A 13,374-nucleotide genomic window follows, 5' to 3' on the forward strand; every position below is an offset into this window, starting at 1 on the left:
ATCGGCTTCGGCTTCCTTGGCCAGCTCGGGGTGGCGCCCTTCCGAGCGAGACGCCTGGTCATGAGGGTGATGGCGGCCCAGGTGATCAGTTTTCGGAGTGCTGGATGAGCCGTTCGTAGTCCCTCACGTGGCGGCGGGCGGCCATCCACCGGGCTCCGCACTCCGGGCAGTCCGCCTCGCCGACACCGCCCCGGACAGCCGTCAGGCGCCTACGCAGGCGCTGTTCTGTCCGCCACTGCCGGGAACGACAAGCCGACGAACAGAAAACGCCCCGGGCCGGGCTCCCCCGGCTCGCCGGGCATCCGGCCTCAGCCGTTCCCCACAGCCCCGGCAGATCGTCTCCCTTGGAAGGCCGGCGAGCGGGAACTGCTGGGACCGCTGGCGTGGCCGCGGGCGGAGGCATCCAGGAGCAGCCGGGCGGCCGCTCCAGTGTCTGGCGACGGTGAGCGCCTCGTCGCAGGAGACCTCGTCCCCGATCTCGTGCGTGTGCGGGACGTGCACAGCGGTCCCCGTGGAGAAGGTCTCCTCCCGTCAGCGGGACGAGGGGTGGCTGCCGGGTCCGTCGGTTCGGGGAAACAGAGGTGTGGGGGACAGGGCCGTGTCCTCCTCGCCGGGTTCGAGCAGGGTGTTTGCGGCACCGACGATGAGGGCGTCGGGTGTGCCGACCGCCTCGGCGTCCTTCCTGGCGTAGTCGATGCGCGACAGCAGGCTGCGCATCGTCTCCAGCCGGGCGCGGCGCTTGTCGTTGCTCTTGACCACGGTCCAGGGGGCGTGTTCCGTGTCGGTGGCGCGGAACATGTCGACCTTCGCCTCGGTGTACTCGTCCCAGAGGTCCAGCGAGGCCAGGTCGGTGGGGGAGAGCTTCCACTGACGCACGGGGTCGACCTGCCGGATGGCGAAGCGGGTGCGCTGCTCGGAGCGGGACACCGAGAACCAGAACTTCGCCAGCCGGATGCCGTCGTCCACGAGCATTTTCTCGAAGATGGGGCACTGTTCGAGGAACAGCTCGTACTCGTCCTTCGAGCAGTAGCCCATGACGCGCTCCACGCCGGCCCGGTTGTACCAGGAACGGTCGAAGAAGACGATCTCTCCCTGCGTGGGCAGGTGCGCGATGTAGCGCTGGAAGTACCACTGGCCCGCCTCCCGCTCGGTGGGCTTGTCCAGGGCGACCACCCGGGCGCCGCGAGGATTCAGCCGCTCGGTGAGGCGTTGGATGGTGCCGCCCTTTCCCGCCGCGTCACGCCCTTCGCACACCACGACCAGGCGTGCGCCGGTGTCCTTGACCCACCGCTGGAGCTTGAGGAGCTCGATCTGCAGGACGCGCTTGGTCCGCTCGTACTCCTTGCGGCTGATCTTGCGGTCGTAGGGATAATTCTCCCGCCATGTCTTGATGGGACGCCCGGCTTGGTCGAGCACGACCGGCTGCTCACGCCGGCGGGTGTCCACGGTCAGCCCGTCCAACAGCTTGTCCGACGCATCCTTGTTCATCACACCACTTCCTGTATGGGGCCATGTGTTCAGCATGGGTGTGCGGGACCGTGCCGGTCCGGGCTGTCCGTCGTGATCTGCGTGGCGCCGGCGTCAGAACGGCATACGGCCGCGGGCGCGGCGGCCGACCGAGCCGCTGCGGCCCACGGCGCGGGAACCGCTGCGGAAAGGCTTGCTGAAGAGCCGGCCCAGAGGGCCGGGCGCCTTGCCGCCCGCGCGTGCGCCCACGCCGAGCGAACGCTGCGTGCCGCGTTCGGGGTGGCGCGAGAGGCGGGGGACGAGGAAGGCCAGTACCGCCAGGACCACGCACCCGGCTATCACGGCGGCGATCACCATGAGTCGACTCCTTCTACGTGAGGGGATTGCACGGTCGGACACGAGTGCCCCCTCCCATCGCCCTTAATGAGGGGGGACATCAATGGGCTCCGCTTCCCGCGACGTGCAGCGGCCCCGGAAGAGGCATCTCGATGGTGACCGCCGCCCTGGCGGGGTAGTGGCCTGCCCGGTCAGTCATCCGACCGATCTCCTGGTGGGCACAGGCCCGCAGGTCAGGATGATGGCGTCGTCGCCCGCGCGATCCGGGTGAGGGACGTGCGCATGACGGTTCCCGGCGCTCCGGCGTCGAGCCGGCGTGGCCGAAGACGCTGACCTGGGACCTGTACGTCCCGGACGGATGCCGACGACATCCGCCGGCGCCTCGACGAAGAAGGCGGATCCGGACTGCTGGAACGGGAGCCGGCCCCTGCACCGGGCAGCGGTGCTCGGCTCCCCTGAGGCTCTTTGGCGCCGGCGTCTGGTCCTCGGCGGGGAAGTTCGTCGACGATACATGCGGGACAGGGTCACCGTCAGCTGACCGCGCCGACATCGTCCGGGCACGGGATCTCGCATGCGTCCCCCGCGGCGGCCACCGCGCAATGTCCTCGCCTGACAGAGGTGCTGCCCGGCCGGTCTCTGGCAGCGAGGCATCCGCCCAGTGATCGCCGAAGGGCGCCAGGCACACGGCTCCGGCCTCGGTGTCTTCCGCCGGGTGGTCGAAGGACCATCGCCTGACTGCACGGCTTCCGTCGCTTTGCGCATCCGCTGGGACCGACGCGACGACATCCACGAAGCCTTCCTCGGCCTCGCCACCTGCCTGATCACCCGCCGCCACGTCCAACGCCTTTGTCAGACCCCTAAGCGGCGCACCTGCCAGCTGCGACTGGGGATCGATCGATGGCGTGTGTGTGGAGTCGGTCGAGGTGACCGACACGGTCGTCCGGATCGAGGCCCGGACAACTGCTGTACGGAAGGGCAGCGCGGCCGCGTCGCGCTCGTCCGCCCTGGTGGAGGACCGCTGCCCGAACGACGAGGATCACGGCGATGACTGCTGCGGCTGTCTTCACGGCAGCCGCGTGCTGATCTGACATGGCTGTGAGCATCCTGCGTACGAGTACTGTCCGGAGTGGGAGGGCCGGTATGGGCGCTGACACGTACCGGCCCTCCCGCCGCTTCATGCGCGGCAGCCGGGCGTCAGTGGCGAGTATCTTCCGCAGCTGCTTGCACAGCGCTCCCGCGGCATGCCGCTGACGGCGCCCAGAGGCAGACCGACCGCCTTACAGGCGATCATTGATGCCTGCGACCTGCTTCATCCGTTGCGTCGACGGCAGGCCAGCCACGCCACGACGGCAACGCCGGCCGCGGCCAGCAGCAGGTGACGGTTGTCCCGTGCGAGCTGCGCGCCCTGGGCTGTCTGCTGCCGCAACCGTTCCGGCGCCTTCTCCTGCCACATCTGGCCGGCCTGGGCCGCCTTGGCCCGGGCCTGCTCGGTGGCTTGGGCGGCCTTGTCCTTGACCGGGTCGGGCATCCTGTCCTGCGCATGGTGGGCGAGGTCTGCGGCCTTGGCCTTCAGTTCCCCTGCCTTGAGGGCGGCTTGCTCCGTCAGCTCGCTGGCCTTCGCGGCGGCCTGTTCCCTGACCTCGGCGGCCTTGTCCTGGGCGCGCGTTTTGACGTCCGTCTTGGCCGCCAGCGCCTCGACCGTCTGCCCGAGCTCTTCGCGGGTCTGCTCGACCTGCTCGCGCAGCTCGTCGGGGTCGGCGGCGGTGGGCTCGTCGTGAGGCGGCTGGGTCATCGCTGTGCACTCTCCTTGATCTCGGCCACGTCGGCCTTCAGGTTGTTGATCGTCTGCTCGGGCATGGGCGGCGCGGCCTGCTCGACCTGCTTCTTCCCGCTTATGGCCATGATCGCGGCGATCACACCCAGCACCGCGGTGACAATCAGCGCCGCCGCCCACACCGGCAGCGGCACCGACAGCGCCGCGATCGCGGTCGCGACGAGCGCCTGCAGCATCAGGAAACCGACGACGCCGGCGCCGCCGAACAGGCCGCCGCCCTTGCCGTAGCGCTTGCCTTTCTCTTTCATTTCCGCCTGCGCCAGCCTCAGTTCGCCGCGCACCAGCTCGGTCAGCTGTTGCGAGGCTCGCTGCACCAGTTCGCCCACCGGCTCCTGCCCGGAGCGGTCCGTACTGCCGGCGTGGTGCGGCTGCGTGTTTGTCACGGTGGTCACCTCCCGTCCGTCCAAAGTCCTGCCGGCCGGGCTGTATTGCGCACCGGCCCTTTCGATGAGCGCGCGAGTACCCCGAACAGGCGAGTTCAGGGCGGGCGGCAAAGCACGGTCTGCGACCCAAGGGCGAAGGACCGCCGTTATGTGGGCAGCCGCAGGTGCGGCCTGGCGGCCTGGCGGCCTGGCGGCCTGGCGGCTTGGGCGGCTTGGCGGGCTGGCGGGCTGGCGGCCTGCGGCGGCGACCCTTACCTGCGTGTCCCTCAACGGTGTGTCTGGGCGACGGGACTGCGAGACACATATGACCGGTCCGCTCGGGCAGGTTCCGAGCGGACCGGTGCGTCTCGCAGGATGCGGGTTCTGTCAGGTGCCGCGCCGGTCTTCGTCGACGCCTTCGGTGTCGATCCGTTCCTTGCGGACCTGGCCGTGCACCGTCTCCTCTTCCGTCCGTTCGTCGGTCGTCATGCGCACGCGCTCCACCGGTACCGTCTCCGTCTCGGTCACGGGGCGCTCCTCGTGGAGGATGACCTCGTGCTCGGCCTCGCTGATGTCGGGCCCGGACAGGGCAGCGTCCCGGTTCTCGTCCGTGATCGGCTCGCGTTCGACGCGGACCTCCTCACGGCGCACGGGCACGGTCTGCTGCACCTCTTCGGTGACGACGTACTTGCGCAGCCGCGCCCGTCCGGTCTCGCGACGTTCGGTGCCGACGTGCATGCGCTCCTCGGAGCGCGTCATGGCGTCGTCCTGCCTGGCTTCCGGGCGTGCGGTGCCGGACATGGCGGCCGTATCTGCGGCGTCGAGGTCAGCGTCGGAAGGGACTGTCGTCCCCGGGGCGGTGCCGGGGCGGGCCCAGCCGCCCTCGCCAGGCTGGTTGGCCTGTTGCCAGGCCGCGTCCCAGTCGATGCCGTAGTGCTGGTACAGGCGGTGTTCCTCGTCTTCGGAGAGGTGTCCGCCCGCTTCGACGTCGACGTTGGGTGCGTCCTTGACCGTGTCCTTGCGGTAGGGGACCTCCAGGTGGTCTTCCACGATGGAGGCGTCGTGGATGGGTACGAAGGACTCGCTGGTGCCGAACAGGCCGGTCCTCACGCTCACCCACTCGGGCTGGCCGGTGGTGTCGTCGAGGAAGACATGCTTGGCTTCGCCGATCTTGTTGCCGTCCGTGTCATAGACCGGATGGTCCAGCACAGTGGGAATCTGCTCGTGGGTGATCACCGTCTCACCCTCTCTCTTGTCGCGTTTCGGCTCACCCTGTCCGGCTCACCATTACAAAGTGTGTGAAACCGGACGAACGAGATCAATGCGGGCGTGTAAGTGGGTGTGTGGTGAAACCTCCGCAAGATGATCTAACTGTCCCGTGGCGCTGTCATGGTGCAGGGGCGGCTGCAGGCTCGCCGCGCTGCCGATGCACACAGCAGGAAGTACACCCCCGCCGGCGGAGGAGTCGAGGCGGATCTGCCGGGACTGATCGTGCGGATGACGGCATCCCGCACGGCCGCGTACACCCGGGCACCCGGGCCGCGCTCCAGGACGGCGCGGTGCCACTGCTGTGCCGCGGCGCGGTGAGCGCGTCGGCTCTCGCCGTCCAGCGCGGGACTTGGTGCTCCACGGCGACGAACATGGCGCGCAGTTGCCGACCTGTCGACAGGCGGCGTTAGGGTCCAGGCCGGTCGCGTACCGGACGGGCAGGGCGGGAGTCGTAGCCAAGGTCAATTGACACCTTCGCGTGACCTCCTGATCTGCCGCAGGTGCCCATTGACCACGGGATTGCCGAGGCCTCAGCTTCCTGTCTCCGCCTTCCCGGGCCTGGCAGGGTGCTCGGCGCAGTCGCTGTCCTGGCCGCTAGAAGGTCCAGTGGCGCAGGAACAGGCGCGGAGCGTGGCGGGTGAGCCAGGCGCTGGCCAGGCCGATGGCGGCGCCGGCAGTCACATCGCTCGGGTAGTGGGCGCCGCTTTGCACCCGCTCGACCGCAACCATGACGGCGGGAACGGCACACGCCGCACCGGCGGCCGGCCATGTGGGGGCTACGGCGGCGGTGAAGGCGACAGCGGCGGCGGTATGTCCCGAGGGGAAGGAGGAGGATTCGGGGCGGTCGTCGGCCTCGTCGTGGGGGAACCACTCCTTCGGCGGCCGGGGACGGTCGGCCAGTTGCTTGCACAGGCCGTTCGAGATCAGCTGCGCGACCGCCAGGGCGGCCAGGCCGCCGGCCGCCGCCTTGCGGCCGCGCCACCCGCCCAGCCACGCCATTGCGGCGGCAGCGCCGCACCACAACTTCGTGCTCTCGGCGCTCTCCTCCACCGCGGAGAGCGCCTTGCCCACACTGGGCGGGATATAGCGGGCCGCCTGCTGCGTTCCCACTCGATCAAATTCGCGCAACGCCGTAAGCAACCTCATGGCCTGCACGTTTTCCCAAGATGCCACGGAGTAAGCCACTGGAGTCCGGATCAGCCTCTCCTGGCAAGGGCGCGATCATGCGTCATCCAGGCGGCGTACGTCCTCTTCGTCCCACGTGCGGGTGTCGCGGGGCTGGGTGTAGGGCTCCTTGTCCGGCGGCAAGCCACCCGCGATGGCCCGCTGCCGTACGGTCTCGGCGTCGAACTCCAGGCCCAGCAGGATGGCCAGGTTGGTGATCCACAGCCATACCAGGAAGACGATGACACCGGCCATCGTGCCGTATGTCTTGTTGTAGGAGGCGAAGTTCGCGACGTAGAACGCGAACCCGGCTGAGGCGATCATCCAGATGACCAGGGCGAGGAAGCTGCCGGGGGTGACCCACCGAAATCCCTTGACCTTGGCGTTCGGGCTGGCCCAGTACAGGATCGCGATCATGACGGTGACCAGGAGGACCAGGACGGGCCACTTGGCGATCGACCACGCCGTCAGAGCGGTGTCCCCGATCCCCAGAGCCTGCCCGGCCTGCTGCGCCAGGCCGCCGGTGAAGACCACGATCAGCGCGCTGATCACCGCAAGCACCATCAGCACCACGGTCAGCGCGATCCGTATGGGAAGGATCTTCCACACCGGACGCCCCTCCGGCATGTCATAGACCCTGTTCGCCGCCCGGATGAACGCCGCGACGTAGCCCGAGGCCGACCACACCGCCAGCGCCAGACCCACGATCGCCATGACGGACCCCGCCCCGGCGTTACCCTGCAGCTGTTCCACCGCCCTGGTGATGATGTCGCGAGCTGAGCCGGGGGTGAGCTGCTTGAGGTTGTCCAGCACCGTGTCGGTGGCCGACTTCCCGGCGATGCCCAGAAGTGAGACCAGCACGAGCAGTGCCGGGAACAGCGACAACACCCCGTAGTACGTCAGGCCCGCCGAGCGGTCGGTCAGCTCGTCGTCCTTGAACTCGCGCAGAGCCCCCTTGAGCACAGAGCCCCAGGCCTGCCTGGGCAGCTTCGTCGGGGCGTCCGGGGCCCGCTGCTCGATCTCGGGCCCGGGCCCGGCCTCCTCGGGCGTCGGCACCTCCGGTGCCTGCCCCTCGTCCTTGATGCGATGCGCTGTCCGTCCTGGAAGATGCAACCTGGCCATATCCGCCGGGTAACCCCCGTGCCCCCGCCTACGCCACCCCGTGCCCCGCGTGCGGTGCGGCCCCAGGTGTCCAACGCGACTCGGAGGATGGAGGACCGGTCGACGACCTGGTCAAGCCCGATCCGCAGGGTGCGCGCAGCGCGGCGTCGGACAGGCTGGCCAGGCATGGCCAGCCACCGGCCATGCCGGAGCCGGTGCGCATCGCGCGGCCCACCGCGGGGGGCCGCTGAACGTGCGCAGAGCGGAAACAGGCTCGCGGCCCCTCCGACGTGCCACCCCGCCCTGCTGGGCGGCCTGCTTCAGGGCGCGGTCCAGGCGCGGCGCCTGCGCGGCGAGGAGGGCGATCAGCTCGTCGCGCCGGCGGCGGACAGTGGTCTCGGACACATGGTTGCCGCCGGCCATGTCGGCCAGGCACTGCTCGTGGCGCACCATGGCCAGGACGACCGACGCGATCTTGCTGGGTGGCAGTATCTGCCACCGGACGCGGCGTCCGCTCGGGAGCTTGCCCTCGCCGGTGACCTCGGCGCCTACCCGCTGTGGGTCCGATTCGGCTCCGGCGGCATCGAGAAGATCGACGGCGTGATGGTCCTGGACTTCCGCGACGCCGTATGCGGCGTGTGCGAAGCGGGAAGCGGCTGGGCAGCGCGGCCAGGCGCCCGGCCGGAGGTCCTTCGCGTCGTCCCGTCGGGCGCCTCGACGGCTCCCTCCGGCCAGTAACGCACGAGCGGCTTTCCACCGGGTTCCGCCGGCCAGCAACCGCCCTTCGTGAAGGTCTGGTGGCCACCCGGTGCGGATGACTCACTGCGATAGTCCCTTTGCACTCCCGTAGCGCATGGAATGCGGTGGCGGAAGCATCCGATGAGCATGGAATGTGCGATCTATCAGGAGCGGACAGGTGAGTACGAGTCGATCGACGGTCGGCAGGCTGATGCGGGATGCCAGACCGTCCTGGATCGATTGGCGGTGCTGAAGCAGGACGAGTTCGCCTGGATCCGCCTGGACGAGCCCCGCCAGGAGGAGCTGCAGCGGCTGGGCGAGTACCTGAAGCTGCATCCTCTGGCGATCGAGGACGCGGTCCAGGCCCATCAGCGGCCGAAGCAGGAGCGCTACGGCGATGTCCTGGCGGTGGCGGTGAAGACACTGTGGTTCGTCGAGCAGAGCGCGGATGTGGAAACCGGCGAAGTAATGATCTTCCTCGGCCCGTCGTTCGTGCTGACCGTCCGGCACGGGGGAAACGATCCCACGGTGGAGGCCGCGCGCCGGCTCGCGCAGCAGCCGGACATGGCACGGCTGGGACCGGTCGCCGTCCTGCACGCGGTCACCGATGTGATCGTCGACGCCTACGCACAAGCTGCCGCGCAGGTGCGGACGGACCTGACGCAGCTGGAGCGGTGCGTCTTCTCGTCCGCACGGGATGACCTCACAGAGCAGATCTACTCGCTCAAGCGGGAGGTGGTGGAGTTCCGCGACGCCGTCGGGCCACTGGTCCCGGTCATGCAGCCCTTCGCCACCGCGCGGGATGACTGGCCGCAGCAGGTCCTGCCGTACTTCCGTGACGTCACCGACCACCTCACCCGCACCGACACCGAGGTCCGCGCCCTGGACGACCTGCTCGCCTCCGTCCTCGACGCTCATCTGGCAAAGGTGGGCACCTGGCAGAACGACGACATGCGCCGCATCAGTGCCTGGGCGGCCATCTTCGCCATCCCCACCATGATCGCCGGGATCTACGGCATGAACTTCGCCCACATGCCGGAACTCGACTGGCGCTACGGCTACCCGTGCGCAATCACCGTGATGGCTGTGGGCGCAGGACTGCTGTACCGGGCCTTCCGTCGCAACGGCTGGCTGTGACACCCAGCCGCCCCATAGGTCGGCTGTCCACCGGATCCTCGTGAACTGACCGGCGCGGGTGGCATGCGGGCCACCAACGGTGGCACCTGCACTGCCACGCGTGCGATACGACGGTGGTGCGAAGGTTGCGGCGCCAAGCGCGGAGCGCCGTGCTCACCAGCAGCTCCGTCAGCATTTCTACCGCCACGGCCCGCATCACCGAGTCCGGATCTGGACGACGACCGCTTCAACACCTCCGGCCAGCGGGCGCACCAGCTGTACTACAAGAACAACTACGCCCGCTGCAGCGGACGAAGCAGCGCCGGGGCCCCATCACGTCCTCCGCCACGCGCAGTCCGACAAGCCGCCACGCACAACGGGGGACCGCCGCACCGCACCATAGCCCTCCATGCGCGCGTACCCGACCGCGCAACCGCCTGGCCCCGGGGATTCGCTGCAGCCGGAGGACGAGCATGTTCGCGCGTCCGCCGCACACGCACGAGGTAGACGTCTTGGACGGTGCGAGGCGGGTGTGCCCCGGGCTGGCGGCTGTAGCCTGCCGTCGCTGAGGGGGACTAAGCGGGTGGTTCGTCAGACGGCGCAAGGAAGCTGATGGTTGCCGCAGGTCCCAGTGACTTCCGAGATTCTTCCGCGTCGTGCTGGGACTCTTTCGTGTGCTGGGACTCTTTCGTGTGCTGGGGGAACAAAAAGTTCTCCAACGTGTCCAGCCCGAACAGCATGAGCACGAGGAACACCGGCAGGAGCAGAGCAATCACGACCATGACGCCTCCCGGTGGAGCAGTGATCACGGGAACGCGGTGGCATAGGCTCCTGATCAGACTGGTCCGAACGAGGCTATGGCGCTCGCCCGGCGCGAAAGCGTGTAGGCCGGTCGGGTGACATTTGCCGTCTCGCGGCCAGGCATGGCTGCCTGGCCAGCCCACCCCTTTGACGCGGCCCGCCGACCAGCTTCCCAGTGGCATCGTTCTGTCTGCGGCTCTGGCCGCTCGCCTCTATGAGCGGACTGAGGTGAGCAAGGGCCCGCTGGCAGTTTGCCGCCGTCCGCGCCGCTGCCTCCTGTGCGCCCCTGGGGGCGGCTGCAGGCATCGGCATTGGTGCGGACACAGAGAGCTCGCATCAGGTGAATACGTCGTCGTCGACGGCAACCGCCGCCTCGCCGACGCCAAGCTCGTCGGCGTCGACGAAGTTCGGGCACGGGACGTGACTGTGCGCCCTCTCCCGCAGTCCGGCAGTCCTTGCGTCTGGTCCACCGCTGACCTGACCGGACAGGTCATGCGGTCAGCGCCTCATCCGAGTCGTCCACCCCGGTGCTATCGGCCGTGAAGAGGGCGTAGGTTTCCGTGATCTCCAGGAGATGTGCGGGCTGGGGCTGGAGCCCTGTGACGGTCAGGCCGACGCCTTGGGCGTGAAGGCGCCGACGCAGCTGCACGAGCAGGTTCAGCCCGCTGGAGTCCATGAAGGACACGCCCGACAGGTCCACGTACAACGTCTTGCCGCTCAGCGGGATGGCGGCCGCGGCCCTCTCCAGCTGGGGACAGGTATGCGCATCTATCTCCCCGCGCACGGTGATCACGCTGCGGTCGGGGTACCGCTGTGAAAGCACGGTGAGATCGCTCACGGTTCGCCCCTCGATTTCCGGGGTCGAGCCCATCACGCCCTCTGTGGGGGAGGGCATCAAGCACGCGGCGTGGGGCGGCGTACAGCCGAGCAAGACAACCCGTACCGCGCCCCGGTCACCGACAAGGTGACCAGCAAGGGCGGCGCGGGGCCTCTCACCAGACCAGGCTGGTTGTCCCTGAAGCGTCGCATAGGCGGGTCAGCGTTCACCAGTCCCTCATCAACCCACTGTGCCGTCTTCCCCGACGGTGGCATGGCGCAAGGACAACTCATCGACACCCAGATCGTCGAGGTGCCGACCGGTGTGGCAACTACCGTTACGTGCGCGCCTCCGGCGACGGCCAGATCACCCTCGAAGGCAGCAACTCGATCCTCGGGACCTGGACGACTCTCGGCAACCTCTCCGGCATCGGCCTGACCGGTTCCCAGGTGGAGGGCCCGATGTGGATGAGGTTCCGTGACCGCAACGAGTGGACCCTCTACCTCGACCAGTACGCCTCGGGGCGTGGTTACATGCCGGGCAGGACGACCACCCCTCCGCCATCGGCACCTACCAGATTCCGGCGTCGAGCAGCTACAACGTGGGCGGGCCGAAGAAGCGCCACGGCTCGATCCTGAACCTGACGGCCGCCGAGGAGAGGAGACCCGCGTCCTCACCCGCTGGCCCGGCACCACCGTCAACCGGCTGCAGTCGTACGACTTCCAGGACCGGTACGTGCGGCACACCAATTCGACGTACGCATCGACCAGAACGTCACCAGTGAGGACGCCAAGTTGCGGCTCAGACCCGGCCTGGCGGGACCCGGCACCGTCTCCTTCGAGTCGGTGAACTTCCCCGGGTACTTCCTGCGCCACGCCAACTACGACTTCCAACTGGTCCACAACGACGGCACCGCCCAGTTCGCCGCCGACGCCACCTTCCGCCAGGTCGCCGGCCTCGCAACCCCACCTGGTCCTCTTCCAGTCGTACGACCACCCCGACCACTACATCCGCCACTACGCCTACGAACTGCGGCTGGACCCGATCACCACCGCCACGGGACGCAGCGACGCCACCTTCCGCGTGACGAGCTGACCCCACCGACAGGGATGCCGACGCTCTCGGGCCACCTCCAGCCTGCCGTCCGCTCTCCCACCGGGGACGGGCGGCATCCCGCAGTCGTTGTGAATCACCTGGTCAATGGGCCTGCGGGTATTCCGGTATGGCTTCGGCGGGGGTCTTGTCTCCGCGGCACGATGCCCCTAGCGGGCTGGTGCGCTCGACCAGGGTGCCGATCGCCCACCTCCGTCTGCGGCCGACGATGAGGTCGACCTCCGCATGCTCAAGCATCACGGTGTTCGGTGGGGCCGGAACGGTCATATGGACCCACGTCGGCTGTACGACTTCCCGCCGCAGAGGACCGGCGACGCCGGCGCGCCGATGGGCCGAACCGACCCGGTACACCGGATCGGTCCGGCCCTTTCTCCGACGTCACATGTGTACGACGGGGGCGGCGTCCGGGTCCTGCTCCGGCACGCCGCGTCGGTAGAGGATGACGCTGATGACCAGTCCGACGGCGAAGAAGACGGCCGACCACCAGTAGGCGGTGGAGTAGGCATCCAGGCCCGCATGGGCCTGCACGGCGGGGTCCCCGGGGTCCTTGCCGGTCAGAGAGTCGGTGGCGGCGCTGGTGGCAGGGTGTTGAGCAGGGCGGTGCCGATCGAGCCGCCGACCTGCAACATGGCGTTGACGGTGGCGGAGGCGACCCGGAGTGCTCGGCGTCCACGCCTGTGACGGCCAGGCTCATGCCAGGGGGCCGCCATAGCGGTCCAGGACGCGCTGGTGCGGACCGGAGCACGTTCGCTGGTCGTCCCGCCGGGCCTTCCCGCCGGCCTGATTCCCCAAGGACCCTGGTCCCGGCTGCAGGACTCCCCGTCGCTGACCCCGGGGCAGCTCGACGCGGCGGACGCGGTGCTCACCACCGCCACGACCGCCATCGCCGTGACCGGGACCGTGATACTCGACCATGGCCCCGGCCAGGGGCGCCGGGCCCTGACCCTCCTTCCGGACCAGCACATCTGCCTGGTCCGCGAGGGCCAGATCGTCTTCGATGTGCCCGAGGCTCTTGGCCGCATCGATCCGTACCGGCCCCTGACGCTCGTGTCCGGTCCCTCGGCGACCAGCGACATCGAGCTGGACCGCGTCGAAGGCGTGCAGGGACCGCGGACGCTGGACATCATCGTCATCGGGGACACGTAGCGGCCGGATCCGGGTGGCAGCAGGCGCCTGGCGGGCGATGTACCCGAGCGGTGGACCGCCGGCACGGCCCAGCGAGTGAGAGCGCTCCCGAAACCCGTGGCGGTCGTCTC

The 13,374-nt window shown here is 69.0% G+C and carries 13 protein-coding genes and 3 pseudogenes; 6 read left to right on the forward strand and 10 right to left on the reverse strand.

Features of this window, described 5'->3' with window-relative positions; all coding sequences use genetic code 11:
- Positions 1-5: 5 nt before the first annotated feature.
- The 3 genes and pseudogenes from ACZ4Z2_RS28205 to ACZ4Z2_RS28215 all read right to left on the reverse strand — a co-directional run.
- Positions 6-145, reverse strand: a pseudogene (locus ACZ4Z2_RS28205) (IS5-like element IS4811 family transposase); the annotation flags it as partial.
- A gap of 386 nt (positions 146-531) precedes the next feature.
- Complete coding sequence (gene ppk2 / locus ACZ4Z2_RS28210; RefSeq protein WP_468079709.1) at positions 532-1,488, reverse strand: polyphosphate kinase 2; 957 nt, start codon at positions 1,486-1,488, stop codon at positions 532-534.
- 93 nt (positions 1,489-1,581) lie between these two features.
- A complete protein-coding gene (locus ACZ4Z2_RS28215; RefSeq protein WP_404165044.1) occupies positions 1,582-1,824 on the reverse strand; it encodes a DUF6411 family protein in 243 nt (80 codons plus the stop codon).
- A gap of 902 nt (positions 1,825-2,726) precedes the next feature.
- On the opposite strand from ACZ4Z2_RS28215, the gene ACZ4Z2_RS28220 reads away from it, so the two are divergent.
- Positions 2,727-2,891, forward strand: a complete 165-nt coding sequence (locus tag ACZ4Z2_RS28220) for a hypothetical protein (protein WP_468079712.1) — start codon at positions 2,727-2,729, stop codon at positions 2,889-2,891.
- 221 nt (positions 2,892-3,112) lie between these two features.
- On the opposite strand, the gene ACZ4Z2_RS28225 is transcribed toward ACZ4Z2_RS28220, so the two are convergent.
- From ACZ4Z2_RS28225 to ACZ4Z2_RS28245, 5 genes are all read right to left on the reverse strand, one after another.
- The gene (locus ACZ4Z2_RS28225; protein ID WP_468079714.1) at positions 3,113-3,595 is read right to left on the reverse strand and encodes a DUF3618 domain-containing protein; all 483 of its coding nucleotides are present in this window, start codon (positions 3,593-3,595) and stop codon (positions 3,113-3,115) included.
- Entirely contained in the window at positions 3,592-4,020 is a 429-nt protein-coding gene (locus ACZ4Z2_RS28230; RefSeq protein WP_468079715.1) for a phage holin family protein, read from the reverse strand. Before ACZ4Z2_RS28230 ends, ACZ4Z2_RS28225 begins: the two co-directional genes overlap by 4 nt.
- Positions 4,021-4,386: 366 nt before the next feature.
- Entirely contained in the window at positions 4,387-5,235 is an 849-nt protein-coding gene (locus tag ACZ4Z2_RS28235; protein ID WP_468079717.1) for a DUF2382 domain-containing protein, read from the reverse strand.
- A 627-nt stretch (positions 5,236-5,862) separates the two neighbouring features.
- Positions 5,863-6,414 carry a phosphatase PAP2 family protein gene (locus tag ACZ4Z2_RS28240; protein ID WP_468079718.1) on the reverse strand — a complete coding sequence of 184 codons (552 nt, stop codon included), beginning with the start codon at positions 6,412-6,414 and terminating at the stop codon, positions 5,863-5,865.
- 75 nt (positions 6,415-6,489) lie between these two features.
- A complete protein-coding gene (locus tag ACZ4Z2_RS28245) occupies positions 6,490-7,554 on the reverse strand; it encodes a YihY/virulence factor BrkB family protein (RefSeq protein ID WP_468079720.1) in 1,065 nt (354 codons plus the stop codon).
- Positions 7,555-7,938: 384 nt separating this feature from the next.
- On the opposite strand from ACZ4Z2_RS28245, the gene ACZ4Z2_RS28250 reads away from it, so the two are divergent.
- Both ACZ4Z2_RS28250 and ACZ4Z2_RS28255 read left to right on the forward strand, forming a co-directional pair.
- A complete protein-coding gene (locus ACZ4Z2_RS28250; RefSeq protein ID WP_468079722.1) occupies positions 7,939-8,271 on the forward strand; it encodes a hypothetical protein in 333 nt (110 codons plus the stop codon).
- 141 nt (positions 8,272-8,412) lie between these two features.
- Positions 8,413-9,408, forward strand: coding sequence for a magnesium and cobalt transport protein CorA (locus ACZ4Z2_RS28255; RefSeq protein ID WP_468079723.1), 996 nt, complete (start codon positions 8,413-8,415; stop codon positions 9,406-9,408).
- A 1,270-nt stretch (positions 9,409-10,678) separates the two neighbouring features.
- On the opposite strand, the gene ACZ4Z2_RS28260 is transcribed toward ACZ4Z2_RS28255, so the two are convergent.
- Positions 10,679-11,026: an STAS domain-containing protein gene (locus tag ACZ4Z2_RS28260; protein ID WP_468079725.1), complete on the reverse strand. Its 348-nt coding sequence runs from the start codon at positions 11,024-11,026 to the stop codon at positions 10,679-10,681.
- Positions 11,027-11,799: 773 nt separating this feature from the next.
- Here ACZ4Z2_RS28260 and ACZ4Z2_RS28265 point away from each other — a divergent pair.
- A pseudogene (locus ACZ4Z2_RS28265) lies at positions 11,800-11,907 on the forward strand (AbfB domain-containing protein); the annotation flags it as partial.
- 67 nt (positions 11,908-11,974) lie between these two features.
- On the forward strand, positions 11,975-12,100 hold the full coding sequence (locus ACZ4Z2_RS28270; RefSeq protein ID WP_468079772.1) for an AbfB domain-containing protein: 126 nt from the start codon (positions 11,975-11,977) through the stop codon (positions 12,098-12,100).
- 396 nt (positions 12,101-12,496) lie between these two features.
- Here the strand turns inward: ACZ4Z2_RS28270 and ACZ4Z2_RS28275 are convergent.
- A pseudogene (locus ACZ4Z2_RS28275) lies at positions 12,497-12,821 on the reverse strand (MFS transporter); the annotation flags it as partial.
- A 26-nt stretch (positions 12,822-12,847) separates the two neighbouring features.
- Here ACZ4Z2_RS28275 and ACZ4Z2_RS28280 point away from each other — a divergent pair.
- A complete protein-coding gene (locus tag ACZ4Z2_RS28280) occupies positions 12,848-13,264 on the forward strand; it encodes a LutC/YkgG family protein (RefSeq protein WP_468079727.1) in 417 nt (138 codons plus the stop codon).
- The last annotated feature ends 110 nt before the right edge of the window (positions 13,265-13,374 follow it).

Source organism: Streptomyces sp. NPDC030183, from assembly GCF_055573455.1.